Source organism: Umezawaea sp. Da 62-37 (assembly GCF_032460545.1).
GTDB lineage: Bacteria > Actinomycetota > Actinomycetes > Mycobacteriales > Pseudonocardiaceae > Umezawaea.
In genome coordinates, this window is record NZ_CP135965.1 from 11,638,436 (window position 1) to 11,663,765 (window position 25,330).

At 68.4% G+C, this 25,330-nt stretch carries 28 protein-coding genes; 4 read left to right on the forward strand and 24 right to left on the reverse strand.

From position 1 onward, the window contains the following. The 3 genes from RM788_RS52025 to RM788_RS52035 all read right to left on the reverse strand — a co-directional run bounded on the left by RM788_RS52025 (position 1) and on the right by RM788_RS52035 (position 1,819). On the reverse strand, positions 1-444 hold the full coding sequence (locus tag RM788_RS52025) for a hypothetical protein (protein WP_315929238.1): 444 nt from the start codon (positions 442-444) through the stop codon (positions 1-3). Then, the gene (locus RM788_RS52030; protein ID WP_315929239.1) at positions 426-1,400 is read right to left on the reverse strand and encodes a LysM peptidoglycan-binding domain-containing protein; all 975 of its coding nucleotides are present in this window, start codon (positions 1,398-1,400) and stop codon (positions 426-428) included. The genes RM788_RS52025 and RM788_RS52030 overlap by 19 nt, the downstream gene beginning before the upstream one ends. 86 nt (positions 1,401-1,486) lie before the next feature. Next, complete coding sequence (locus RM788_RS52035) at positions 1,487-1,819, reverse strand: hypothetical protein (protein WP_315929240.1); 333 nt, start codon at positions 1,817-1,819, stop codon at positions 1,487-1,489. Positions 1,820-1,958: 139 nt separating this feature from the next. Between RM788_RS52035 and RM788_RS52040 the strand changes: the two genes are divergently transcribed. Further along, positions 1,959-2,768, forward strand: coding sequence for an SAM-dependent methyltransferase (locus RM788_RS52040; protein ID WP_315929241.1), 810 nt, complete (start codon positions 1,959-1,961; stop codon positions 2,766-2,768). Positions 2,769-2,794: 26 nt separating this feature from the next. Here the strand turns inward: RM788_RS52040 and RM788_RS52045 are convergent, their stop codons facing one another. From RM788_RS52045 to RM788_RS52105, 13 genes are all read right to left on the reverse strand, one after another. Then, positions 2,795-4,990: a hypothetical protein gene (locus RM788_RS52045; RefSeq protein WP_315929242.1), complete on the reverse strand. Its 2,196-nt coding sequence runs from the start codon at positions 4,988-4,990 to the stop codon at positions 2,795-2,797. Next, positions 4,977-5,783, reverse strand: coding sequence for a hypothetical protein (locus RM788_RS52050; protein ID WP_315929243.1), 807 nt, complete (start codon positions 5,781-5,783; stop codon positions 4,977-4,979). The genes RM788_RS52045 and RM788_RS52050 overlap by 14 nt, the downstream gene beginning before the upstream one ends. A gap of 6 nt (positions 5,784-5,789) precedes the next feature. Then, positions 5,790-8,396 carry a phage tail protein gene (locus RM788_RS52055; RefSeq protein ID WP_315929244.1) on the reverse strand — a complete coding sequence of 869 codons (2,607 nt, stop codon included), beginning with the start codon at positions 8,394-8,396 and terminating at the stop codon, positions 5,790-5,792. 324 nt (positions 8,397-8,720) lie between these two features. Continuing rightward, positions 8,721-8,996, reverse strand: a complete 276-nt coding sequence (locus RM788_RS52060; protein ID WP_315929245.1) for a hypothetical protein — start codon at positions 8,994-8,996, stop codon at positions 8,721-8,723. Positions 8,997-9,121: 125 nt separating this feature from the next. Continuing rightward, a complete protein-coding gene (locus RM788_RS52065; protein WP_315929246.1) occupies positions 9,122-9,397 on the reverse strand; it encodes a hypothetical protein in 276 nt (91 codons plus the stop codon). Between the two features lie 239 nt (positions 9,398-9,636). Next, entirely contained in the window at positions 9,637-10,251 is a 615-nt protein-coding gene (locus RM788_RS52070; RefSeq protein ID WP_315929247.1) for a phage tail tube protein, read from the reverse strand. Positions 10,252-10,264: 13 nt separating this feature from the next. After that, positions 10,265-10,684 carry a hypothetical protein gene (locus RM788_RS52075; protein ID WP_315929248.1) on the reverse strand — a complete coding sequence of 140 codons (420 nt, stop codon included), beginning with the start codon at positions 10,682-10,684 and terminating at the stop codon, positions 10,265-10,267. Next, positions 10,681-10,995, reverse strand: coding sequence for a hypothetical protein (locus tag RM788_RS52080; protein WP_315929249.1), 315 nt, complete (start codon positions 10,993-10,995; stop codon positions 10,681-10,683). The genes RM788_RS52075 and RM788_RS52080 overlap by 4 nt, the downstream gene beginning before the upstream one ends. Then, positions 10,995-11,300 (reverse strand): hypothetical protein, encoded by a 306-nt coding sequence (locus tag RM788_RS52085; protein WP_315929250.1) that lies wholly within the window; start codon positions 11,298-11,300, stop codon positions 10,995-10,997. Before RM788_RS52085 ends, RM788_RS52080 begins: the two co-directional genes overlap by 1 nt. Positions 11,301-11,689: 389 nt before the next feature. Beyond that, a complete protein-coding gene (locus RM788_RS52090) occupies positions 11,690-12,046 on the reverse strand; it encodes a hypothetical protein (RefSeq protein ID WP_315929251.1) in 357 nt (118 codons plus the stop codon). Between the two features lie 404 nt (positions 12,047-12,450). Further along, a complete protein-coding gene (locus tag RM788_RS52095; protein ID WP_315929252.1) occupies positions 12,451-12,654 on the reverse strand; it encodes a hypothetical protein in 204 nt (67 codons plus the stop codon). Further along, a complete protein-coding gene (locus RM788_RS52100; protein ID WP_315929253.1) occupies positions 12,651-13,646 on the reverse strand; it encodes an SU10 major capsid protein in 996 nt (331 codons plus the stop codon). Before RM788_RS52100 ends, RM788_RS52095 begins: the two co-directional genes overlap by 4 nt. 32 nt (positions 13,647-13,678) lie before the next feature. Next, positions 13,679-14,407 (reverse strand): ATP synthase subunit B family protein, encoded by a 729-nt coding sequence (locus RM788_RS52105; RefSeq protein ID WP_315929254.1) that lies wholly within the window; start codon positions 14,405-14,407, stop codon positions 13,679-13,681. Between RM788_RS52105 and RM788_RS52110 the strand changes: the two genes are divergently transcribed. Then, a complete protein-coding gene (locus RM788_RS52110) occupies positions 14,400-14,573 on the forward strand; it encodes a hypothetical protein (RefSeq protein ID WP_315929255.1) in 174 nt (57 codons plus the stop codon). The genes RM788_RS52105 and RM788_RS52110 overlap by 8 nt on opposite strands. Before the next feature lie 38 nt (positions 14,574-14,611). Here the strand turns inward: RM788_RS52110 and RM788_RS52115 are convergent, their stop codons facing one another. Both RM788_RS52115 and RM788_RS52120 read right to left on the reverse strand, forming a co-directional pair. Then, a complete protein-coding gene (locus tag RM788_RS52115) occupies positions 14,612-15,574 on the reverse strand; it encodes a hypothetical protein (protein ID WP_315929256.1) in 963 nt (320 codons plus the stop codon). A 148-nt stretch (positions 15,575-15,722) separates the two neighbouring features. Next, on the reverse strand, positions 15,723-17,240 hold the full coding sequence (locus RM788_RS52120) for a phage portal protein (RefSeq protein WP_315929257.1): 1,518 nt from the start codon (positions 17,238-17,240) through the stop codon (positions 15,723-15,725). Between the two features lie 49 nt (positions 17,241-17,289). Between RM788_RS52120 and RM788_RS52125 the strand changes: the two genes are divergently transcribed. Then, on the forward strand, positions 17,290-17,904 hold the full coding sequence (locus tag RM788_RS52125) for a hypothetical protein (protein ID WP_315929258.1): 615 nt from the start codon (positions 17,290-17,292) through the stop codon (positions 17,902-17,904). Here RM788_RS52125 and RM788_RS52130 read toward each other — a convergent pair. From RM788_RS52130 to RM788_RS52155, 6 genes are all read right to left on the reverse strand, one after another. After that, positions 17,870-19,648, reverse strand: a complete 1,779-nt coding sequence (locus tag RM788_RS52130) for a terminase large subunit (RefSeq protein ID WP_315929259.1) — start codon at positions 19,646-19,648, stop codon at positions 17,870-17,872. The two genes, RM788_RS52125 and RM788_RS52130, sit on opposite strands and share 35 nt — an antisense overlap. Further along, positions 19,608-20,066 carry a phage terminase small subunit P27 family gene (locus tag RM788_RS52135; RefSeq protein ID WP_315929260.1) on the reverse strand — a complete coding sequence of 153 codons (459 nt, stop codon included), beginning with the start codon at positions 20,064-20,066 and terminating at the stop codon, positions 19,608-19,610. The genes RM788_RS52130 and RM788_RS52135 overlap by 41 nt, the downstream gene beginning before the upstream one ends. A gap of 885 nt (positions 20,067-20,951) precedes the next feature. Beyond that, positions 20,952-21,362 carry a hypothetical protein gene (locus tag RM788_RS52140; RefSeq protein ID WP_315929261.1) on the reverse strand — a complete coding sequence of 137 codons (411 nt, stop codon included), beginning with the start codon at positions 21,360-21,362 and terminating at the stop codon, positions 20,952-20,954. Further along, positions 21,346-22,095: an adenine nucleotide alpha hydrolase family protein gene (locus tag RM788_RS52145; RefSeq protein WP_315929262.1), complete on the reverse strand. Its 750-nt coding sequence runs from the start codon at positions 22,093-22,095 to the stop codon at positions 21,346-21,348. Before RM788_RS52145 ends, RM788_RS52140 begins: the two co-directional genes overlap by 17 nt. Positions 22,096-22,118: 23 nt before the next feature. Further along, complete coding sequence (locus tag RM788_RS52150; RefSeq protein WP_315929263.1) at positions 22,119-22,373, reverse strand: hypothetical protein; 255 nt, start codon at positions 22,371-22,373, stop codon at positions 22,119-22,121. Between the two features lie 583 nt (positions 22,374-22,956). Beyond that, complete coding sequence (locus tag RM788_RS52155) at positions 22,957-24,252, reverse strand: DUF932 domain-containing protein (RefSeq protein ID WP_315929264.1); 1,296 nt, start codon at positions 24,250-24,252, stop codon at positions 22,957-22,959. Between the two features lie 595 nt (positions 24,253-24,847). Here RM788_RS52155 and RM788_RS52160 point away from each other — a divergent pair. Continuing rightward, positions 24,848-25,297: a hypothetical protein gene (locus RM788_RS52160; protein ID WP_315929265.1), complete on the forward strand. Its 450-nt coding sequence runs from the start codon at positions 24,848-24,850 to the stop codon at positions 25,295-25,297. The last annotated feature ends 33 nt before the right edge of the window (positions 25,298-25,330 follow it).

The window sequence follows — 25,330 nt, forward strand, 5'->3', positions numbered from 1 at the left end:
CTACTTGAAGCCGAAGGACGGCGCGTCGGGTGCGGGCACAAGCGGGGTGCCGTCGGTGTCGCGCGGGTCTGCCACCGGGGTGACCTTCCGTTCGGTGGCGATCACGACGCCGAAGGTGCCGAGCAGGACCAGGACCGCGTTGATCACGGCGGTGGTCGCGGAGCCCTGGGTGTCGGTGAGTACGCCCGCGCCGACGAGGCCGGAGATCAGGGCGAGGACGCCGCCGATCCAGGATGCGGCGGTGCGCAGTGGGCGGGGACGGGGGTCGGACATGGGGGTTTCCTCCTGTGGTGGGTGGTCGGTGCTGTGGTGGTCGAGCCACACGACGAAGGCGCGGGCCGCCTTGTAGGCGAGCCAGATGATCAGGGCGAGGCTGACCACGAGCGAGCCGCCCGGCGCGAGACCGGGCGGCCCGTGGTCAGGGGTCAGGGGCGGTTGATCCACGCTCCGGCTCGGATCAGGTTCGGGTTGGCGATGCCGTTGCGGTTGGCGATGGCGGCGACGGTGGTGCCCCACCGTGCGGCGAGTGCGGAGAGGGTGTCTCCGGGTTGGATCTGGTAGGCCTCGCCGCTGTCGTCGCCACCCGTGCCGGGCACGCGGAGCACCTGGCCCACGCCGATGAGGTTGGGGTTGGCGATGCCGTTCGCGTTGGCGAGCGTGGCCACGGTGGTGCCGAAGCGGGCGGCGATGCCGGAGAGGGTGTCGCCCCAGACCACGGTGTAGCTGGTCCAGTCGCCGGGCGGGGTGGGGTCGGGCTGGCCGGGGCCGGGGTCCGGGGCGGGTGCGCCGTCGAGGACCATCGAGCCGATCGACCAGCCGGGCATGGTGACGTTGCGGTCGACGTTGCCGGCGAACCCGTTCACGTTGCCCTTGCTGGTGTGCTGGTGCAGCCCGAGGCGGGGGTGGGCGTAGTCGAGGTTGCCGGGGTCGCCGTTGTATTGGGCGCACCACAGGATCACGTCGTCGTCGGCCCACTCGTCGGGGCGTAGCCGGGTGGTGAACCAGTTCTGGTTGGCGTAGACGAGGATCTGGCGGCGGCCGGAACGTTCGCGGTAGAGCCGGATGAACTCGGCGATGAATCCGTTGGGGTCGCCGAAGCCGTCGGCTTCCATGTCGAGCATCGGCCACAGCGCCCCGGAGTCGAGCAGCCCACGGGCACGCAGGTGGTGCACGAAGTGGTCGACCTGGGCGCTGACGTTGCCGGGCTGGGCGAAGTGGTAGCCGCCTGCGGCGATGCCGATGCCGCGGGCGCCGTCGATCTGGCTGTCGGCGGCGGGGTTGGTGTAGTCGTCGGCTTCGGTGACCTTCACCGAGCATCCAATGATGTTGTGGTCGCGCACGGCGGTCCAGCCGATGTCGGTGCCCTGCCACGAGCTGATGTCAATGAGGTAGTCGGTCAAGCGGGTGTTCCTCCTGTTTTCGGGCATGGCGATACGGCCGAACACCGGGTGGTGTCGGCTCGCGGGTGTGCGGTGGGGGTGGGGGGCTAGGTGGTGTGGCCGCGTAGTGCTTGGGCGGCGGTGTCCTCGGCCAGGCGACGGCGGTCGCGCTCGGCGTCGAGTTCGTCTTCCAGTTCGGCGAGGCGGCGTTCGAGTTCGGCGAGGCGTGCGCGGAGGGCGGTGAGTTCGGCGGCGTGCGCGATGCGCATCGCGGCCAGTTCGGCGGTGTGCTGGGTCTCGCGGCCCGACAGCGCGGCGAGGTACTCGGCGCGGTCGCTGCGGTTGGCGGTCATCAGCCTGTGGTTCGCGGTGAGCAGGTAGCCCACGACCACCACGAGGGTTCCCGAGACACCGAGGTTGGGCAGGGAGGCAAGGTCCACGGGATCGCCTCCTGGCGTAAGTTGGAGCACCGTGGTGTTCTCATCCGGATGCGGTGCGTCACTATCACCGCAGTGGTGGTCGAGGCAGCACGGGGTGATGTCGTGCGCGGTTCGAGGTGACAGGGAGTAGGGCGACCTGATGTCGGATGAGGTAGCGGCGGTACCGGAGGGGATCGATCTGAATCGGCCCAGTGCCGCGCGGGTGTACGACTACTACCTGGGTGGGGCCCATAATTTCGCGGTGGATCGTGCGATGGGCGAGCAGGCGATCGGGATGTGGCCGGACCTGCCGTTGATCATGCAGGCCAATCGTGCGTTCCTGCGCCGTGCGGTGCGCTACTGCGTGGCGGCGGGTATCCGGCAGTTCCTCGACCTGGGGTCGGGTATCCCGACCGTGGGCAACGTGCACGAGGTGGCCAGGTTGGACGCACCGGATGCCCGTGTGGTGTACGTCGACATCGACCCGGTCGCGGTTGCCCATAGCCGGTCCATTCTCGGCGACGACGATCATTGCGCTGTCGTGCAGGCCGACATGCGCCGGCCCGACGTGGTGTTGAACTCGCCCCAGGTGGGGTCATTGCTGGACCTGTCGCAGCCGGTGGCCGTGATGATGGTGGCCGTGCTGCACTTCGTGCCCGACTCCGACGACCCTGCCAGGATCGTCGCCGCCTATGGGGATGTCGTCGCGCCGGGCAGTGTCCTGGTGATGTCGCACGCCACCGACGGGGGTGGGTCCGGGCCGACCGCCGAGCACCGCCAGTTGTACACGCGTACCGCGACACCGATGAATATGCGGTCACCGGCGCAGGTCACCGCGTTGTTCGAGGGTTTCGACATCGTGGATCCCGGTGTGGTGTTCCTTCCGTTGTGGCGTCCGGCGTCCCCTGATGATGTCGATGGGAATCCGGAGCGGTTCACCGGGCTTGCCGCCGTGGGCCGCAAGCGGTAGCGATACCCGGTTCGTGTCCGGCGGGGTCAGGGAACCTGGATGCCTCCGGCGGCGAGCAATGCTCGTGCGTCGGGGTCCAGGGACGGGTCGGGTTGCAGGCCGGTGGGGACGGGTGGGCCGGGGCTGGTGGTGGCGCGCAGGGTAAGGATTTGGCGGATGCGGCCGGTGTCGTCGCCGTGGGTGCGGATGCCGATCACCCATGCGGGGGTGGACAGGGTCGCGCCGACGGTGTCGATGACCTGGACGAGGTCGCCGAGTTGGATACGAGGGTCGGGCAGGATCTCGACGTCGCCCAGGACCGGGAGCGGGGTGGCGGCGGCGAGCAGGTAGTCGGCCACGACGGAGGCGGCGAACCGGGTTTGGATCCAGGGTGACGCGGTGGCTTGGTAGACCTGCGGGCCGTAGAGGGCACGGGAGGTCTGGTCGTAGGCGCGCAGGGACAGCCGGGTGGGGCTGCCGGTGGCGAGCTGGATGGAACTGACGGTCAGTGAGGGTGTGCCGGTCGCGGTGGCCAGGTACAGGACGAGGCTGGTGCGGTTGGTGAAGGTGATGCGCAGGGTGGAGCCGTCGCGTTCGGTGGTGCTCTCGATGGCCCCGTGCACACCGGTGCCGCCCGCGCTGGTGGTGGCGAACCGCACCCGCGACCCTGTTGGGACAGGGGATGCGTAGACCACCGGGGGCGGACTGTCGAACTCCGACACGTCGTACTCGAACGTCAGCACCAGCGTCCCGAACGCGCCGATCTGCCGAACCGTGGTGTCGGTGAACCGGGTCGAGGACACCCCGGAGGTGTAGAGCGAGTACGGGACGTCGATGGTGTTGCGGACGCTGTCGATCGCCTCTGACACCCGCAGGGAAGCGATCTCGCGGGCGCTGGTCACCGTGAGCACCGACTCGCCGGGGTCGGTGAACCGGCCGTTGTTGAGGTAGCGGAACACGCCCAGCTCGTCGAACGCGGCCGTGGCCTGCTCGGCGCGCGCGATCTGGGTGATGACCTCCCACGCGCTGCCCTGCACCGGAGGCAGCGCGATCACTTGGGACACGATCCGGTCGAGCACCGCGCCGCGTGTCCACACAGGGGTGAACTCGGCCTGGGTCGGTCGTGAGGAACGAGTGCTGACCTGCACCGCCTCGCAGCTCAACCCGGCGTTGAGTTGCACGTAGTTGAGTTGCGAGCCGGTGGGCATCGTGGCGAACGTGGAGAGGTTGACCTCTTTGTAGCCGCCGGGAAGACCAGGACCGGCGAGGTAGAGCCAGCACGAGGGCACGGAGCCGGAGAAGCTCCAGTACGCGCCGATGTGCCAGCGGCCCTTGGTGGTGACGCCGAGGCTGAACAGGAACCGCAAGTTCGAATCGGTGCCGACGGTGGCCTGGTCCGAGCCGAAGTCGATCGCGAACCGGACCTGATTGGTGGAGGTGTCGGCTTGGAAGAACAACACCAGTTCGACCCGTGCGCCCGCCGAGGGCTGGTAGGTGCTGTCCAACCAGGTTTCGGCGAACAGACTGCGACCGGGGACGGTGGTGCGGGTGCGCGGGTCCCACCGGATGCTGTACTCCAGGCCGCCCGCATACGGGGCGATCTCCCACGGCACGTCACGCCGGTCGTACCCGGCGATGTTGGCGTGGGTCCGGTAGAACCCGATGTCGGGAGTGACGCCACCGTGCAGGCTGGCGTACAGGATGCAGTCCGGGCGCGGGGGCGGCGCGGTGTGGATTCCCGCGTCCCGTAGCAGCTTGTCCACCGCCCAGATACCCGAGCTGATCGGGGTGGAGTCCACGGACACCGCGACCGGCAGCCGGGCGGCGTCGCGCAGCCGCTCGGCGCCGTCGAGCGCGGACAGTTCCACGGTGCCGGTGGCGGAGTCGGCGACCCGGTCACGGATGGTCCCGCGAAACGCGGGCAGCGCGTCGCCGCCGAGTCCCCACCCGTGCACCGCGGACTGGGCGGGACGCACGAGATCCGCGGTGGCGTGTGGGGCGTAGGGGCCGTAGAGCTGGGCGGCGGTACTGGCGCCGTCGCCTGTCAGGGTCAGGCGGAGTTCGGCGGCGGCGCTGCCGGTGATCGCCCGCAGCGGTGCGGGCAGGTCGCTGTCGTAGGCCCGATCCACCGCCCACGAGGTGACCTGTCCGGTGACCTCACGTCCACTCAACCGGGTCATCGTGGTGTTCTGGCGTTCGCCTTGGGCGAGGGCAGTGACGAGTTCGGGGCTAGCTTCCTGCACGGCGCACCTCCACCAGACTCAGGGACAGGTCACGTGTGGTGGCTGCGGTGGTGGGTTTGTCGGTGTAACTGGTGACGGCCATCGCGGGAAGGCCGTCACCGACCGGCCCGAGGACGATCGGCGTCGTGGGATCGGCGAAGCGCAGCAGACTGGTACCCAGCGGGATCGGTGTCGTGATCGCGTCCAGCTCCAGTACGGGGCGTGCGAACACCGCCGTCGTGGTGTCCGGGACGGTGGTCATCGGAGGTCTGTTCGTGGTCAGTCGGCTGCGCACCGCGCCCGAGGCATCGAGCCACTCGAATCCGACCCGGTGGGATCCCGAGGCCAGGGAGCTGGTGAAGGTGGCTACCTGGCCGGCGAGGATCGGCCAGCCGGGCCAGTAGGGGTGTCGCCACCGCAGCAGCGAGGTCGTGGTGGTGCCGGTGATGGTGACGGTCCGGTCGGCCTGCCGCACGAGGCTGCCCGGTCCCGTGAGTTCCCAGGCGGACAGCGGCCCGTAGCCCTGCGACTGCGCGCCGCCGAGCAGGTTGCGGGCGGCCGGATCCACCACGGCCAGCGGGGACGGCCCGAACACCCGACGTGCCAGGCTGTCGAGCCAGTCCACGTGATCGATCGGGAGCGCGGTCCAGGACAGGAGGAGGCGGCGGGGTGGGGTGGCGATGCTGGTCACCGTCACCCCGCCGCCCATCGCCTGGAACTCCTGCACGCCCAACGACACCGTCCGGTCGAAATCGGTGGCGGCGTCGGGGATCTCCCGCATCCGCCCAGGTGGGCCGATCCACAGTGACGGCACGAGGTGTCACCTCCTGGACAGCACGCGGTTGCCCTCGGCGGTGGCGCGGGCGATCTCGGTCGTGCCGACCTGCACCACGACCGGCCGTGAGGCCAGTTCCCGCACGGCGTCGGTGAACGCGGCCAGGTCCGCAGCCGTCAGGGCTCGTTCCGTCGAGGTCGACTCGGCTGCGCCGAAGGTCCGCGCCCCACGGCTGGTGATGTCCACCGCAGGGGGTTCGAGGGTGAGCGGGATGCGTCGGGTGAGGTCGGTCAGGTAGTTGCGGACGGCCGGTTCGCCGTCCTGCAACCCGGTTACCAGCCCGCGCATGAGTAGAACACCGTTGGTACGCAACAACGTTCGGTCGCGGTCGGGTGGCCCCTTCCACGAGGGCAGCAGGTTGGTCAACTGGGCGAGCTTGTTCTTGACCGACTGGAACATCGAGTCGATCCCGCGCAGCAGACCGGCGATGATGTCTTTGCCGACCTGGAGCAGGATGGATCCGACGTTGCCCAGCGCGCCGACGATCCGGCCAGGTAACCCGGCGACGTAGCTGAGCAGTCCGCCGGTCGCGAGGTCGATTCCGGATGCGATCGATCGGAACGCGCCGATCACGAGGTCCTTCGCGCCGTTCCAGGCACGGTCCCAGTCGCCGGTGAAGATCCCGATGAACAGGTCGAGCCCGCCTTGCAGAGCCTGTAGAGCGCCGGATACGACCGAGACGATCCGGTCGAACACCGGCACGACGACGTTGTCGATCAAGAACAGCAGGACGGGGATCAGGCCTTCGGTGAACGCCGCCGCGACCTTCGCGATGGCGGCCGTCCACGTCGCGAGCAGCCCGGCCGCCTGGAGCACGAGCGGCAGAAGCTTCGTGATCAGCTCCACCGCCGGGGGCAGCAGCGCGGACACGAGCTCCAGCAGCACCGGCAGCAGCGGTACCAGGCCCTCGGACCAGATCCGCATCCACGCTTCCGCCAGCGGCGGAAGTAGCGGCAGCAGCCCGACCAGCGCGGTGGTGAGCACCTCGCCGAGCAGGCGTCCGGTCTCGATGAGACTGGGTGTCGCGGCGGCAAGCCCGACGCTGAGCACGTCGGCGAGCTGCCCGATCACCCGCACGACGACCGTTAGCACCGGCATGACCGCTTGCAGCGCGCCCAGCAGCACGGCCGAGAACACCCCGGCCAACTGGCCGACCAGGGGAAGCACGGCTGCCAACGCGGTGAGCAGCGAACCCGCCAGCTCGGCCGCGATCGGCGTGAGCACCGTGAGCAGCGCCGACAGCGCCGGAGCCGCTACCTGGAGCGCTTGGACGAGCAACTGTCCTAGTTGGACGATGATGGGTGCGGCGGCACGGGCCAGGGCGAGCAGCGCGGGCGACAGTTCGCGCACGCCGTCGGCAAGCGCTCCGCCGACCAGCTCATTCACGACCAGCGACACGGCCGGAGCCAGTTCCGCCACCACGCCCGAGAGCAGCGTCAAGACCGGTACCAGCACCGACGCCAACGCCTGCGCGGCGGTGCCGACCAGCGGAGCCAGCGCCCCGAGGATCGCGCCCAGGGGTGCCGCAGCACCGGTCAGGACGCCCAGCGCGGAAGCGACCATCGGCCCCAACAAGGCGATGGCGGGTGCGACGTCGGAGGCGAGCACGGACACGAGCGACATCACCAGCGGCAGCAACGCCCCCGCGACCGCGCCCAGACCACTGAAGATCTGTTGCAGTGCAACGGTTCCCTCCGCACTGCGGAGGAAGACGAGTAGTCCGCCGGTGACGGCGTTGAGGGTGCCGAGCAGTCCCGCGCCGCCCTGGTCGGCCGCCGCGAACACCGTGGCGACGATCTTGACCAGATTGGACAGCAACGTGAACAGATCACCCAACGCGGACAGCCCGGCCGACATCCACTGCCGGAGTTGGCCGGTCTCGCGCGCGGTGGCGATGAACTTCGCGAAGGTGTCCGCGCTGTCCGCGAGGCCGGAAGCGAACCCCGGCAGGAAGTCCGAGCCCACGGCGGCGATGTCGCGCAGAGCCCGCAGCAATGGCGCGAACCCACCGGAGAGGTAGCGCACCGATTGACCGGTGTTGTCCAGGATCAACCGGACGTCATCGACCGTGCGCGCCTCGCGCCCGAACTCGCCGACCCCGCGGGCACCGACGTTGAAGCCCGCGGCGACCTCCGCGAGCCCGCCGCGCAGGACCGGCAGGTAGGTCCCGCCCAGCTTGGAGACCTCGCCGCTGAGATCGGCGAACAGCGCGGACTGGACGTCGAGCTTGAGACCGTCGAACTCCGGGCGCAACGCGCGCACGGCGTCGCTGGTGGCCCGCATGGCGGGCGGGAAGTCCTTGACCGCCTTGGCGTACTTCTCCGGGGTGTCGGCCTTGAGCGCGTCGGACAGGCCGTCGACGCCGAGCTTGAGCGTCTGCACCGCCACGGCCGCCGCGATGCCCACGGCGGGCAGCACCAGCAGCGACCCCGACGCCGTCGCGGCTGCCGATCCGAGCCCGCCTACGAGGCTGATGGCCTGGGCCAGGGCTCCGGCCATCGCGGCGTACTTCAGGGTCGACGCGCCGACGGTGGCGGTGTGCCGGGTGATGCTGCCAGTCAGCCCGTTGACGCCCTTGTCCAAGTCCGCCATGCCGCGCAGCGCGGTACCAAGGGACTTGTCGAGGACGACCTTGAGCGAGACATTCTTGCCCGATAGGTCACGCTGGACCTGGGCGAACTGTGCTTCGGCGGTCGCGGAGTCGAGTTCGGCCAGCAGCCGGATCGCGGTCCGGTCGCCTTCACGCGCGGCGGCGGCGAGTTGCTGGCGCAGCAGGTGGGTCTGAATTTGCGCGGTGAGGGAGATCGACGGGGCGCCGCGTTCGGCTTGGTTGATCTCGCCGCGCAGGTGCTGACCGAGCCCTTGCAGGCTGGGGAGGATCTTGAGGTAGGCGTGTCCGACTGTGGCCAGAGGGGATCACGCCCCTCGCATCCACAGCGCGATCTCACGCAGGGACTTGGTCTCGGGTTCACCCCCAGCCGCAGCCGGGGCAGACGGGTCCGACGTCGATGGAGGGTCGAGAGGGCTGGTCAGGTCCTCGTCGGCGACGGTGTGGCCGAGGGCTTGGGCGACGGTGGCCCACAGCAGGGTGACCCGGCGTTCCAGCACGGCCAGCAGCAACCCTTGGCGGGTCCAGCCCGCGTCCGGTCCGGCGGTGCGCCACACGGCGGCGTCGTCAGGGAGATTGGCCACGAGCGCGCAGACCCGGCGCAGGGTCAGGGTTCCCCGGTAGAGGTCGAGCAGGTCGACCCCGTAGCGCAGCAGGTCTGTTTCGAGGGCTTCGGCGGTGGTGTCGTCGGCCAGCAGGCCGACGACACTCAGGGGTTTCCCCGCCCCAATTCCCGCATCACCGCAGCGGAGAAGTCCTCGGCGTCGGCTGCCGTCTTGGCCAGGCTCCGCCAGGTCGTGTACTGGGCCTGCCCGAGGATCAGCCGGAGCGCTGCCAGGTGACGCCCCTCCTCCTCGGCTTCCATCGCCTCCAAGGGGAACTCCGATGCCGAAGGCAGAGTGAAGCGCCGACCGCGCCACATCACCGCGTGCTCGGATCGTGCGGGTGGCTGATGGGTGGCCTCGCGGCGTTGGCGGTTGCTCATCGTGATTCCTCCTGAATCCTTCGGTTGACTGGGACCGTGCGGCGCGCAGAGACTGGGGTCATGACCGAGTCGCGCCCGAGCCATGCATCGGACTGCTCATGCCTTGCCGATCGCCTCGACGACGAGTGCAGGCGAAGTGCCGCTTTGCGCGTTGATGCTGCGTCAGTGCAGTGGGGCGCGGTTCACGCCTGCGAGACGGCAGCGGACCTGGTGGAACTGGCGCGGCGGCGGCGCGCGTCCTAGCCCGCCTCTTTTTCCTGCAAGGAACCTGGGGTCGCGAGCAGGACGGCGGGGTCGTCGGTAAGCCACACGGCCAGCGCGGTGGAACCACCGATCGGGGACAGCGCGGCGAAGGTCAGGCCCCAACGGGCTTCCTGGGTGCGTGACCACTGCGCGTCCTGGGTTTCGGAGACCTCGGCGCGCGGGACGTAGAGCCGGTGGTGGTAGGCCTGGGTGGAGGAGACATAGTCGATCCAGTCCACGCACAGCGCCCGTTCGTCGCCCTTGGGCACGGAGCTGATCTCGGCCCGGTACTTCTTGGACCCGGCGGCCGTCTCGGCGAACACCAGCCCGCCGAAGTACGCGGACAGCACGATGCCCTTGGTCTCCTGGAACACCGAGGCGACGGTGAGTTCCTGCTTGGTGTAGATGTAGCGGGCGGGGGTGAGCTGCTGCCAGTGCTCCGTGCCGGTCTTCTCCACCGCCCGTTTCATCGTCACACCGTCGTTGGTGGACAACCCGAGCCCGGTCCACGCCGCCGGTAGTGCGGTGGTGGGGTCGGGTGGTTCGGGGGTGCCCGGTGGGCCGAGTGAGAGTTCCCCGGTGCCGGGGACGCGGACGAGGGAACTGTTCAACGCCAAGGGATACCTACTTTCTGGTCGGGGTGCGCGCGTAGACCGCGACGGCGGCGGTGGCAAGGGGCTGGTCGGTGTAGGGGTCGATACCGGCGACCGGTCCGGTTACCGGCTCGGCGGTGATCAGCAAGCCCGCGCCGCGCTGGTCGCACAGCAGCGCCAACGCCAGACCGGCCACGGCTTTCGCCTTGTGTTCGCTGTGGTGCCAGCAGGTCAGCCGGATCACCGCGCGTTGCACGGCGGGCCAGGACCAGGTGTGCCCGTCCTCGGCGACCAGCAGCCACGGAAGCGATGGCGGCCCGCCATGCGGGCCGTGACCGACCTGGGTGGAGACCTTGATGCCCACGACCTCAGGTTCGGGACGGACGGTCAGCAGTAGTCGCAGCGTGCGGACGACCAACTCGGCGACGTCGACGGGAACCGGCAGGCTCACACCTCGTCCGCCTCCAGCCCCGAGACCGTCAGCCCAGCCGCCTCCGCCGCGCGCTTCAAAACCCCGTGTCGAGCCTCCATACCGATCCCGGCGGGGTGGCGCACCGCGACGGTGAACCCTGCCCGGTCGTGGTTGGGATCGGCGAACACGTCGACCGGCAGCGGATCGCCGTTGGTGACACGGTGCCCAGCACCGCGAGCGGTCGCGCCGATCTCCTCGGCCACGGCCTGGACCGCATCACGGAACCCCTCGGAATGCAGCAGCTCGGCGACCCCGGCACGGTCGACACGGAAGTCCTCGAACGCCTTCATCAGCCCTCCACGTGTGTGAGTCGGGATTCGTAGTGGGTATGTCCGAAGCGCGGCGCGAACTCGTCAGGCTCGCCCACGACCTCGAACACGCGGCCCTGGCAGGTGACGCGTTCATGGGCGGTAAGGGGTTCGAAGGTGAACAGCCGCCACCGGGTGATCACCGCGTGGCGGGCTGGCTCGGCCGATTCGGTGGATCCCTCGGGCTGGAACAGCCCCCACATCACGCGTTGGGGCGCGTCGGGGCCGTAGTCCAGGTGCGGGGTGGGGTTGTCGTAGGCGTCGGTGACGGGGGTCGGGGTGGTCACGACCAGGCGGTGGGGAAGCTGGATGGATGCTCCGATCAGGTGAAACGGGCCGGAATCGGTCAAGTCGGCAGTGCGTGGTGTCGACAACGTGATTAGCGCCGGAACTCCCTCCACGGGACCGGCGCTTTGTCGTTCCACGACCTGGTGCTCTCGCCGCGTGTAACCGGTTCGCCCGTCCGTCCGATACAGGCAGTGACGGAACTGGGGGCGCGATGGAAGGACGAGACACGACGAGCGACGGCGCGGACGCGGCGTTCAGGTGCTCGATGCTCGCGCTGAGGCTGGCCGCGGCGACCAACACCGTGGTGGCCGTGATCAACGCGGTGACGTGGGCCTGGTGGGCGGCCGGTGCCTTCGCACTGGTGGCTCTGCTGCTGGCCTGGGCCCGGTCAGGTCCAGATGGAGAACGCGCCGCGTGGAGCGAGCACGGGCGGGCGCAACAGGTCCAACTCGTCGTCGGTGAGGTAGAGCCCGCCGCCCTCATGGGCGGCGACCCGTGAGTGCGACCCCACCGTCTCGGACTTGTTGCCATCGGCAGGGGAAGCCAGCGCCCGCAGCACGGCCGTGACGATCACACCGGGCGCGGTCGCGGGCGGCGGGTCGGACAGGTCCGGCACGCGGGTGCGGATGATCGCGGTGGCGTCGCCGATGAACACCGCCGCGCGGGCCTGCTGCTCCGGGGTGAGCTGTACTTCGGTGCGGGCCTGGACGTCGGCGACGGTGGCCAGCGGGACGGGAGCGGACACGGGCACCCCATCCCCGGTCCGTCAGCGGGCGCGAGCGGCCCAGAGGTCAGGGCCCTGCTCCGCGCGTGGTGTCGAGAGGGGCGGACCAGTCCGTGCGGTTGTCGCGGTTGGCTTGCGCGACATTGCCCACCGCCACCTCGGTGACGCCGTCCACGACCATGCCGCGCTCGGCGGCAGGGGCCTTCCACCAGCCCGAACACCCACGCACACACGGGTGACTCATCCCGGTCAGCACCAGAACGCCATCAGGCCCCGGCACGGGTTGTAGCCAGGTCATCGACCCGGTGTCCTCGCACAACTCGCACTCTGGGTCCGCCACCACAGCCAGAGCCTTACACCCGGAGGGCCTCCACGTGGCGGAAACCACCTATTTGGGTGACCTCCGAGTGTGCCAGCGGACGGCGTCAGTCGGTGTTTCCCGCCTTTCCTACGCCACTACCGGGTGAACCCGGCGGTCGTCCACCTGTGGCGCGTACCCCGGTATCGGTGGGCATCCCGCGCAAGGCGTCGATGGTGTTCTTATCGGTTACTTCGGCCTCGCCGTCAACGAACCTCACACCTAGGTCGTGGACGACGAGCTGCGGATACTTGGGGCTGACGAACTTCACGCGCCACCCCCGGCGGGTGCCGTGGTCAGGCCGGTGATCTTGCCGTGGGCGATCTCCGGCCCGTACTCCAGCCCGATCTCCCCGTAGATCTGCGCGCGGTCCGTACTGCCGGTCTTCGCCAGTGGCTCGGAGAACAGGAACCCCTTACCGGGCGATTCCAGCAGCACGGGGGCGCACTGGTCGAGGCTGACCACCTGCACGACGTCGGTGGGCATGTACCGGTTGAGCATGATGTTGACGCGGCCGAAGTCCGTCTCGATCGTGGTCACCGCGACCCCGCCGACGTTGCGGGACTGCTCCTGGTAGTTCTTCTTGGTCACGAACTCGGTGGTGAGCTGCCGTTTCTGCCAGGCGTTGCACATCAGCGTGGCCGTCTCGGACACCTGGATGCCGCCGTTCTCCCAGACCTTCTGCAACAGGTCGATGACCATGCCCTCGGTCAACGGCTTCGCGGTGGCGTTGGTGATGACGTTGGTCCGGGTGGCGTCCAGGACTCCCCTGGTCTTGCGGGCGGTGCTGTTGGTGGTGGGTTCTTGGTAGGTGCCGGTCAGGAACGTCAACTCGACGTCACGGGCGATCTGCACGAGGGCTTGGCGGGTCTGCCAGTCCATCTCGACCGCCACCGCGTTGCTGCCACCGATCGCGGCGGCGTTGGGGTTGGCCGCTCCGGTCCCGGCGAACATGTTCTGCGTAGCCTGCCGGGTGTAGGTGACCCCGATCGTTTCCTGGTGGATTTCCAGGACGTTGCGGTCCTGGCCCCGGATACGGGTCTCGGCCGGTGGCGCGTCCGCACCTTCCAGGCGCTGGCGGGCGGGGTCCGGTGGGCGCAGGTCGTAGACGGTCCAGGTGTGGATGACCGCGTTCGCGCGGCGCCCGCCGGTCAACCCGCCGATCGCGGACAGGAACGGCGTATCGGTCGGGGTCAACGCGAAAAGCTCGCCGACGTAGTTCGGGGAGTTGTAGGTGTTGGCGATGGCTGCGATTCCTGGCAAGGAACCTCCTTACGTGTCAAGGGGAAGCGGTGTTACCGCTGGGCGCGGGCCTGCTCGGTGAGTCGCTGGTTCTTCAGCGAGATCGCGGTGACCCAGTCGCCGCGGGCTTCGGCCTCGCGGATCTGCTCGGCGACCCCGGACGGCCCGCCCGACCGCTGCCCCTGCGAGGGGTCCGGCGCGGGACGGCGGGGCCCGTCGACGCGCACGAGGTGCGGACGCGCGGTGAGCACGGCCACGAGGTCGGCGGCGATGGCCGTGGTGTCCACCGCACCGTCCGCACCGAGGTAGCGATCCCGGTCGTCGAGGTAGCGGGGTGCGTCGGTGGGGTCGGCCCACCCGGACGCCGCGGCGCGAATCTCCGCGTCCACCGCCGTGCGCCGCAGCGCGACGAGCTGAGCTTCGGCGGCGGTCGCGCGCTCGACGGCCTTCTCCGCATCGGTTTTGGTCGCGGCCTCGATCTCGTCCAGCTTCGTGGCCTTGGCCTTGTGGTCCCGCGCGGTCTGCTCGGCGCGGGTCAGCTTCGTGCGGGCCTCCTCATACAGCGCCCGGTAGTCCGGTTCGGTGGCCTTGCCGGTGCCCTCGGCCGGTGCGGTCGGGGCAGGTGGCTCGGTGGCCGGTGGGGCGGTTGAGAGCGGCTGTGCGGGCGGTTCCGGAGTGGGTGGGGTGGTGGTTTCGGACAGGGCGAAAACCCCCTTTCGTGTGACGTGAACAGGAACGCGGACATGGGAAGATCCACGCGTGAAGAACCGGCCGATGCGCACGCTCGCTGTCGCGGCGCTGCTGGCTACCTCGGCGGGGGCTCAGGTCATGGCCGGCGTGGACGGCGGGATGAGTACGCGACTGGTGGCGTGGCTGACAGGAACAGTCATCGCCACGGGCGTTGCAGGGCTGCTGGCCAGCGCCGTTCCGCTTAAAAAAGAAATCTGAGTCGTTGTCGTGGCCACGACAAGCGGGCTATTACGAGTTCAGCGGATGTAACCAAAGCGTTTGAGCTGGTGGACCAGTTCTGCGCGGTCGTCGGTGGCGTTCACGAGCTGTGCCGGGGTCGGCCGGTCGACGCGTGAGCGGCTGTAGCGGGAACCGGGCCGCTTGGACAGTTCCCCGAGCTGGCGGCCCACGCCGCGCTTGGTGGTGGCCTCGTGGGTGAACTCATAGCCCCCAGCGGTGTAGACCGCACCCTTACGACGGGCGTTGACCACGCGGGACATGTCGGCCCCGGCGCGGATCGCCTCGGCGGCATCCGCGCCGAACGCCTTGGCCTGCTGGGCGCGGGTCATCCGCTCGAACAACGTGCCCGGTGCTGCGCTGGCCGGGCCGGTGCCCCACTGGTCGTGGGTGACCGGCTTCATCCCGCAGTCACACCGGGGGTGCCGCAGGAATCCTTGGCTGTAGCGGTAGAGCCGACCCGACAGGATCACGCACCGCCCGCACGCGGGCAGCACCACGGTCCGCTCGTACCCCGCGATCTCGGGTTCGACCGTGGCCGCGATCTGCACGGCCAGGCGGCCGGTGTCGGCGACCTCGGTACTGACGTAGGTCAGCAACCGGTGCAACCCGATCGCCCGCGCATCCGAGGGCGCGGCCCCGAGATCCAGCGCCCGCCGCAGGTACCCGACCGCGAAGTCCAACAACGGCGCGAGAAGCAGCCCGTTGGCCGCCATCCCCACGAACGCACCCGCGACCAACAACCCCATCGGGGCGGACACGGCCGCCGCAGCGGCCAGCGTGCCGAGCACATAGGACTGCGCCAACCCCGCTGCCTGTGCCTGTGCCTGTTCCACGGCGGTGACGACTTGCGGCCGCACGTCGGCTTCCCAGGACTCCAAGTCGGTGACGTCGAGTCGGGTCCACGCGGTCTGGGCTTGTTCGACCGCTTGGCGGATGGTGACCTGCTGGGCGGTGTACTGCTGGGTATCCAGTGGCGTCACGGGCGATCACCCCTTGGGACCGCAGAAATAGGGGTAACGGAAATCGGTGGATGCGCGACAATCGGGTACGGCGGCCACCCCCCCGGCCGCCCTATCCCCGGTCGGGGTTCTCGACCCCCCTGAGAACCCCGACCGGGCGTCAACAAGGTCAGCGGCCGGTCAACGCCGCTTCACGGAACATCACGGCGGCGTTCCCCCGTCGAGGAGCGGGAACCTGCGGCGAGCCCTGCGCGCCGTCGACGACCGGCACCGGTGGTGCCTGGTCGATGTCCGGCTTCGGACCGAACTCGGCGGCCTGGTCCTCGCCCGTGATCCGCTGGTAGGCCTGCTGGTCCTCGGCTTCCATGTCCAGGATCTGCGCGTCGGAATAGCCGAGCGCCCGCCGTGCGGAACGGCGCGGCAGGAGCTTGTCCGCCGAGTACAGCTTGACCACCCCGTCCGCCTGCGCGGCGAACGTCGGTGTGGACGGATCGACCCACTGGGTTTCGACCCGCAACGCCTCCTGCGGCACGCGGCCGTCGCGCACGTGCAGCACCCGGCGGACGACTTCCTCCCAGCCGTCACCGAACGAGCGCTGTCGGCGTTCGGCGCGCTTGATGTGGCGGGACTCCGACGACCGGATTCCGTCCGCCGATGCGGGGTTTTCCGTGGCGTAGCCGAGGAAGTGCGGTGGTAGCCCGGACAGCGACGCCACCAACCGGGATAGCGCGTTGAGGGTGTTGTGGAAGTTGGACAGGTCGGCCTCGGGGAACTGCCCGACGCTGACGCCGTCCTCCTTGGGGGACTTGGACGAGGCCCACAGGACCCCGGCGACCGCCTCCCACGGGGTCAGCGGTTTCCCTTGCGCGTCGACGAAATCTTCCTTGTCGAATCCCAACGCGTACCGGCGTGGCATCGCGTGGAACTCGGCGCTGATCATCATGTCGGTGGCGATCTTGCACGCGGCATCCGAGAGCGGGAGCACGCTCGCCAGCTCGGAGCGCCCCAGCCGCGGGGGCGCGGTGCGGCGCCTGCGAGTCCGCGGCCGGTTCACCAACGGGACGACCGGGACCGCGCCCATGCCGTGCTCGTCGCGGTCGCTCTCCTCCCAGACCGCGCCACCGTTGTCGGAGGAGTACCAGATCGTCTCGTTCGGGAGGTAGAGGGTGGCGTAGGCCTCGGTGAGGCCGTCGCCGTCCTCGTCGTACTGCCGCTTGAGCGCAGCCCGCACCTTGCGGGTACGCGGGTCCAGGTCGACGTGGACGTCCAACGGGGATTCGACGGTGACCAGCGGCGTGTTCGGCCGATCCTCGTTGGTGCCAACGATCGCGAACGACCGCCCCAACGCGAGAGCGTCGATGTGGGCCTGCTCGGAATGCAGGTCCAGCCGGTTGGCCTGCCAAATCGCCCAGAGTTCCCGGTCGGCCGCCTGCTCCCCACCGAGCCGGAACCCGGTGACGTCCAGCCGTTCATCCAAGGCGTCCACGACGAGTTGGGGCCAGTTGATGACGACTTGGCGGACCCGGTTGTCCAACCGGCGGATCAGCTCCGGGTGCATGTACGACAGCGACTGTTCGCCCTCGTAGTAGGAGTCCAGCACTTCCAGTTCGGGGATTTGAGCGTTATGCAGCCGAGCCAATCGGGCAACCCACTGGCTGGGGGTGAGGGTGTCCTTCGTGGACATCATGCGAATCACCACCGGCGGTGCCGCCGCGTGCGGCAACTAGAGTTGGAACATGTCAAGTGCAGCAGCGGACGGGCTTCCAGCGTGGTTAACCGTCGCGCTCGGCGTCCTAGCGGTAGTCGGCACCATCGTTGGTGCCTTAGGAGCGCAGATGATCGCAGCACGCCGTGTTCAGCAACGTGAAGATATTCGGTGGCAACGAGAGCGCGAGGAACGAAACGAAGAACGACGTCATCAGCTCCGCCTTAGCTGGCGCGAACGGCGACTGGAGGCCTACAGCGAGTTCCTCGCAGCGATGGAGGAACTGGAGGGCCAAGTGGTGGCCCGCAGTGGCCTGACGATCGTGACAAACCGCCCGATCAAGTTCGAGGAGATCAAGTTCGAGGAACACGTCAATCGAGCGTTGGCTGCACTGAAGATCATCCAAGTCATCGGTAGCCCCGAGCTTGGCGCGGCTTGCTTGCAACTGCTCAAAGATGCCGACTTCCATCGCTTGGAGTTCGAGGGACCGATGGGAATGATGGACAGAACGAATCGGGTGTTCGCCTGGAATAGCAGCAGGAGGCAACTGCTTCAGTCCGTCCGCATCGAACTTGACGTCGAGATGCCCGAGCCAGGTGCAGCACCGCAGCTCAACCCAGGACCACCATCTGCGACGGCTTCTTGACCTTTGCGCCACGCAGCCGCCAACCACCTACGGCCATTGCTGCTGTGGGAACGGCGTCGATCCTTTTGCCGGTCTTGCCGCGTTCGGGTTTGTCCGGCCGGATGAGGTCGGGTTCGCCGGGTGGGTGGCGGACTTCCACGGAGTCGAAGCAGAATGCCGCGACGGGGTTGCCGTGGTGTGACCACAAGCGTGACCGGGTCAGGGTCATCAGTTCGGTCATGCCGTGGGTCATGCCCTTGTAGGTCTGCGGCACCGGGTACATCGGCACGCCGGTCCGACGCTCCAGGCGTTGCCGCACTGGTTCGCCCGACCACTCGTCGTAGGAGATGTCCGCGACGCGCAACAGGCCGGTGTCGGCGGTGACGTCGTCCTCGATCACGTCGTAGTCGATGACCTCCCCATCGGTGACGGTGATCCACCCTTGGTCGACCCAGCGGGACACGCGGCCCTCGGTGAAGTCGTCCAGGAAGCTCACGCCGGTCTCCGGGAGCCAGAACCGCCACAGCACCGACGGGTGTCCGTCGATGCCCTCTGGCACGACCAAGCACCACGCGGTCAGGTCCAGTTTGGACGCAAGGTCGAGCCCACCCCACGCGGGTCGACGGGCCAGCGCCTCGCGCAGCCGCGCCGGGTGGTCGGTTTCGGTGCCGGTGCACGCGGTGTAGAGGTGCATCGGCATCCACCGCGTGGTCTGCGCCACCCACTGGTTGAGCCGGTACTGCCGAAACGAGTTCTCCCGCGCGGGGTCGTTGCGGGCTTCCAGGGCTTCCTCGCGCAGCGCGGACAGCGACAGGAAGTCGCCGAGCGCGGGGTTGGAGTGAAACCAGTTTCTCTCGTCCCACGGGTCGGCGTCCTCGGGCAGGTTGCGCAGGTACACGAACCGGTGCGGCGCACGTGCCGGGTCGTCTGCGATCTTCACGCACTCGTCGTGCTCGGTCTTCGCGAACGAGCTGGGGTCGTCGCCCGCGGTGGTCGCCGCGAGCAGCAGCGGCTCCAGCCGGGTGCCCATGCCGGTGCGCATCGCGGTCCAGAACCGGCCGTCCGGTTGAGTCAGGACCTCGTCGAAGATGACGCACGACGGGTTGGAGCCGAGGTTGCCCAACGCGTCGGAGGGCACCACGACGTAGACGCTGTTGGTCTTCTCGTCCACGATGCGCGCGGAGTGCTCGATGACCCGCAGCCGCTTCGAGAGCGTCGGGGACAGGGCGACCATGCGGGCGGCGACGTTGAACACGAGCTTGGCCTGGTCGGTGTCGCGGGCACAGCCGTAGACCTCGGCGGACTCCACACCATCGCCGACGAGCATGTACAGCGCGACGAACGCCAACAGCTCCGACTTGCCGTTCTTCCGGGCAAGTTCGATCCAGCCGATACGGAACCGGCGCACGTAGCACTCGGCTTCGTCATCCCACCGGACCTCACCGAACAGCGGACGAACGATGTCATCGCGCTGCCACGGGGCGAGGATGAACGGCTGGCGAGCCCACCTGTCCTTGGTGTGGACACAGATCTCCTCGGCGAACGCCTGGGCGTGATCGGCCCGAGGCTTGCAGAGGTGTTCGCCGCGCTTGCGGCAGGTGTGGCCGTCGAAGGTGCGCCCGCACACCGGCAACCGCGCCCCGCGGTTGGGTTTCGTGGTTTTCCGGGGCGTAGCGGTGCCGGTGCGCGAACTGGTCGTGGTGCGCTTCGGGTTCGCGCGGGGTTTAGCTGAGGAGGCGGCCTGCGCCCTGGGTGTGGTCGCCACCGCCCACCTCGACCTTGATGGACTGACGATCCGACGGGGTCAACCCGAAGCGGGCGGCGTAGGTCAAGAACGTGCGCTCGGCCTCGGACTGCACCTGGAGCGCGGGATTCTTCATCAAGCCGGACCCGCCCTGAACCAGCAGCGCGGAGCCGTTGACCAGGGCGGTGGCATTGCGGTAGCGGGCCAACGCCTCGCACAGGATCAGGAAGGCATCCACGTCCCACGTGGTCAGCACTTTGCGCTGCTCCAAGTCGGGCGCGAGTCGCGTCCAGATTTCCCGCGCGCTCTCCGATGCCCAGTCCGGGCAGGCGATCTGCCCGATGGGCGGTAGTGGCTCCCGGTCGTTGATCCGGTCGGTGCGATCACCGTGCAGAACGCGGAGGGCGGTGGGCTTGGCCGCCGGGCCACGCTTGCCCACGAGCACCACCCCCGAGGCGTCGCTTACCGCGCCTTGGCGCAGCCACGGTGAGCAACAAAGATGTCCTCGATCGAGTGAATTACCATAAGGCCATATATCTGGTATTGGCACGGATCGTAATTACTGCTGGCCATATCGGGATGTTCCTGCTGTCTGCGAGTCACCCGAAAGGGGAAGGCGGGTGGCTGAGTACAGTTACGTTCCGTCCGGCGGTATCCGACCGTCGGGCCGGGTATTGCCCAGAGTCTCCGTCATCTTGAATTCGATCGGGTCAAGATGGCCGACTCGACCCGAACTTTGTTCAGGTCGGCCAGTAGGAGGGGCATTTGGGCAACGCCAAGAACAAGAAGTGCAGCGAATGCCGCAGGTCGAAGCCCAAGCATAAGCCGAGGTCAGAGCTGCGACACCGAACCAGTCGGAGGGAAACCCCCTGCTGGTTCGGCATCACTGCCCTAGGGGTCCAGGCCGTGAATCTAGCTTGGCGGCTGTACACGGGTCTTGACCTGTAGTGGGTTGGCCGGGGCACCCGTGAGGTGTCTCGGCCAATCTGTTCTCGCCTTCACTTGCGACGCGAACCTGCAACATATGTACATCATGTGCAGGTTCTCACCGTACCGCACCGAATGTAGACGGATGTAGCCGGATGTAGCCGGTTGGCCCACGATCGAGTATGCCCGGAGAATCCGGTAAAGCGTCTGACCTGCGTATTCAACTCGATCCAGTGTGCCTATCGTCCTCCGATGGTCGTACCTCGGGTCAACCGTCTGTCTGTCTGTCTGTCCGGTCAGCTACCCGAGCTGCGGGCGCGCGACGAGCTGGACGCGCGGCGGGTGAGAACGCGGCGTGCGCCTGCGAGCAGACGGCCGAGACGATTACGCAAGATGATCACTCCTTCCCGTTCTCGATGTCCGGCAGATCGACACCCAGCGCCAGGGCGGCGGCGCGGCCGTCGAGGTACTTGTCCCCGACGTGGAACAGCCGCGCGGCGTGCAGGAACGCGTCCTTCTCGGCGCGGGACTTGAAGCACAGGACGAACCAGAACTCCGAGTCCGTGGCCAGCCGGAACCGTTCGTCCTCGCGCTTGGTGCGTTCGCGGAAGCCGATGGCCAGCGCGTCGAGTTCGGCGGTGGAGTCGGCGGCCAGGTCCCCGCTGTACTCGACGCCCTCCAGCGGATCGGGTTCCTGTTCGGCGTTGAGCTGCGCCAACAGGTCGGCCTGCGAGGTCGGCCCGCCGATGGCGGCGGTGGCCTGGAGCTGGGCCAGTAGGTCGGCGTTGGGGTCAGCGGGCGAGGTCACGGCGGAACACCTCCAGGTCGGCGAGCGGGAACCACTCCAGGATTCGGGCGTAGTCGTCGGGGGCGTGGCGCCGGATCGGGTCGAGGAACCGGAAGTCCATGCCGTCGAACGAGCGGCCGAACCACTCGTACTCCGGCGGTAGTGGGCAGTCGTGGCGGGCGAGGGCGGCGCGGACGTCGGCGATGCGCCAGTCCCACACGATGCTGACCTTGCGCAGGTGCTCGCGGCGCGGCCCGTGGGTGACCATCGCCATCCGCCGGTTCGGTGAGTCCGCGGCGCGCACGCCGTCGGCGTTCCAGGCCGCGGGCAGGTCGAGATCCGTGCGGATCAGCTCGGCCAGCTCCTCATACGTGGGCTCGGGGAGCTGGGCGGCCTCGATGACGGCGGCGCGTTCCGGTGGCTGGAACAGCAGGCTGTTGAGCCACCGGTACAGCGTCGGGTGCGGCAGGTTCAGGATCGGCACCCCGAAGAAGTCCTCGTAGAACTTCAACGAGTCCTCCACGAACCGCAGGCCCGGCACCAGGTACAGGTGGTACGGGACGACCGTGATCCCGGCTTCCCGCATCGCCAGCCACGCGGCAAGGGAGTCCTTGCCTCGGCTGAAGCCGAGCAAAACCGGTTTTCCCTCGGCGGCGAGTTCGGCGCGGATCTGTTCGGACGGGGTGATCCCGTCGACGGTGATCGGTACGGCGCACCTCCGGTGGTCGTGATGCGTGGCGCATCGGTGATGCATGGCGCATCACCGGGCGGGGTGGTTCAGACGGTGGTGTCGCGGGCGAGCATCCGGCTCACCGTGGACTGCGCGACCTGCGCGCGCGGCGCGATTTCGTGTTGCGTCGCGCCCAGCTCGTATGCCTGGCGCACAAGGGATTCGTGCTCGTTCACCCAGGCGTGGACCTGGTCGGCGGCCAGGTCCAGGCGGTCGAGTAGCGCGGCCAACTCCCGCCCGGCTTCGCTGCCCTCGGGGACGGGTCGGCGGACGTGGGATCGGCGTTGCCGGAAACCTGGCAAGACAGGATCGGGCCTCAGTGGCTTGTGCCCTTGCGGACCGGCCAAGGGTCACCCCCTGGGGTCGGGCGTGCCCGGTCCAGGGGGTCGCCTGGTCGGGGCTGAGAGCTGATCTCACGGGCTGTTCCACCCACCTCGGGTCCGGGGGTCCAGTGCTGTGGCACGGGCATGGCAGGGACCACACAGCCCCCGGCCTCTACTCGGGTCATCGGGGTCAAGCCCAGCGGCTACCAGCTCACGGCGGGTCAGCGGCCAGTGATCGGCCACCGTGGGTGGTTGTCCACACGGGCTGTCCACATGCTGTGGACACCCATTGAGGTCACATCGGCACACTCGGTCACGGGCGAGGACTGCCGGACGGAAGCGGGATCGGTGCTTGCCGGTGTAGCCGCGTTGCGCGCTCGTGCCGTGGGCACGGCGGGAACGACTGCGGCACGAGGGGCACGCACCACCGGTGCCGGTGCTGTTCGGGCAACCGGGACGGGTGCACGGGCGGGGGGCACGGGCAGGCACGGGACGTGTCCACCCCCGAGCACAGGACTGCCCCCGGCACACGGTGCCGGGGGCAGTCGGTTAGAGGAGTTGGCTAGAGCCCTTCGGACAGCAGGGTCAGTGCGGCTTGTGCGGTGTTGCTGCTCTCCCTGGCAGGGAACAGGACGGCCATGTCACGGGCCCTCCGGGCATCCTCGGTACCGGGCTTGACGGGCTTCACGGTCTGGGCCCAGCACAGGACGGCCAGCAGAGCAGCCCACCGGGTGCCCTTGATCTTTTCGGTGAGGTCCACCTCACCCCGGAACAGGGCACCTGCTGCCCCGGTGCGGAGGCTGTAGAGGTCCCACGGGGCTTTGCCGGCACTGGGTTGCGGCTTGTCCTTCAACACCGTGTCGGCGAACGTCTCGAACTCCTTGACGGTCATTTTCTTGCGGAGCAGCTTGGTCGCGATCTCGCCGAACCCCTGCGCGAACCGGGTGAACAGGTCCAGGGCTTCACTGGCCTCGGAGAGCCGGGTGTCGGAGTTGTCGTCCGGGGTCAACTCCACCCGGTCGGACAGGTCCGGCAGGGTCACCGGGAGCACGGTGTGGGTACCTGTGTGCACCGGCATCACCCGGACCACGGAACCACGGCCAGGCACCAGGGAGTTGACCAGAACGGCCCTCATCTCCACGGTGTCCACCTTGCCCACCGGCACCATGTCCGGCACCCGGACGGTGGCAAAGGCACCGGTGGAGTCCCACAGCGGACCGGCGGGACCGGTCTTGGCACCGGTGGTCTTCAGGATGTCGGTCAGGATGCTGCTCCGGACCTCAATGGGCACCGGGTTGGCCTCACGGGTGGTGTGCCCGATGTGGCGGAACCCGAATTCCTCGGCCTTGTCCACCATGACCAGGGACCACACACCCGGTGCCAGCACCGGCACGGTGGTGTGGTCGGACTCCACCAACCCCTTGTCACTGGGGTACTCGGCCAGCATGAGGCACCCGGAGGTGTGCTTACGGCCTGACACCTGGTCACAGTCGGTGCACTTCCCGGACGGGACCAGAGCGGCCATCGGCTGACGGGTGACACTCCACCCGGACACCCCTGCCTTTTTCAGCAGCTCGTTCACGGTCCGGCTGCTGTTGTTCGCCGTCGCGAGCCGCGCCCACACGTCCTTGTCCGGCCGGACCTGCACCGGCTCCTCCACCTTGGCCGGTGCCTTGGCAGGCTTGCCCTCTGCCGGGGCGGCTACGGCCTTGGCCGGTGCCTTGCCCCCGGTGCCCTTGGCCGGTGCCTTGCCCTCCACCTTGGCCGGTACGGCCTTGACGGGTGCGGTCTTGGCTTCCACCTTGGCCGGTGCCTGCTGGGCAACCTGGGCAGGGGCAGGGGTCTTCGGTTCAGTCATGGGATTTCCCTAGAAACGGCCAGCACTTTTCTCGGGTGCTTGGCAGTGGGGTTTAGGTGACACCCAAGACATTACCGGCCACACAACACCTTTCAAGCCTTTCGGGAAATCTCCGGACAAAGTGACTACGAACGGTCTAACGCATATCCGGATGATCTTCGACGTAGTGTCGCGGTAATGGAAAAGGGGCCGCGAACAGTGTCCGCGACCCCTCGCCGTTCTCGTCGGACCAGTGTCACCTAAACCCGAGGGAACGCCTGACATCATGTCCCATCACCGGGAACACTGTCGAATCAAAGCCTCCCACCAGCGATGATGGCCGAGGTTGCGCGGCTGCACGTCGAACCACCGACGTGGCCACCGGAAAAGAAAACGCATTCGCTAGTTATTCGCAGAATCACAAGAGAAGATTCCTGCTCCATTCGGGTGATCTTTGTGGAATTCATTGTTCGGACATGAGAAAAATGACATTGTCCGGAATTGCTCGGTCCGGAGGTGTGGCAACACCCCGGACGAGAAGCGAGAAACGGAGTGGACAATGGCAGTGGAAATCGACGACCGTGAACCCCGGACGGAAATCGTCCGGGGCCGACGTGTGTACGGCGCACGGTGGGCGCGCACCGCGGAACTGGGCACGAAGGCCTTGGCGCGACGGATCGTGCTGGACGTGGAGCACAAGTACGGCATGACCCACGCCCCGCTCGACCCGGACCGGCCGTTCGGGATCGCCGCGTGGGTCTACCGCAGCCGACTCGGCCGCGAGTGCATCGACTTCGAGGTCTACGGCATGACCGACAGCCTCTTGCGCGACCCGCAGTGGAGCGGACAACTGCGCGCCGACCTGGGGCACTTGGTGGCCCAGTACAACTGGGCCAACCGCGAGCGTCCGCAGGACGAGCGGTTCGGCGGTGGCGCGGTCTACCTGTGCACCGAGGCCGAGGAACGCGCCCGAGACGGACGCTCCGGGCACGTGCGCGTCTACCGGCGCTGGCTGGGTTGGCTGGGACGGCGCTTCCGGCCGTACCTGCCCGTGGCCTGCGACTGATCAACCCGGATACAGCGACGCCCCCGGTCAAAC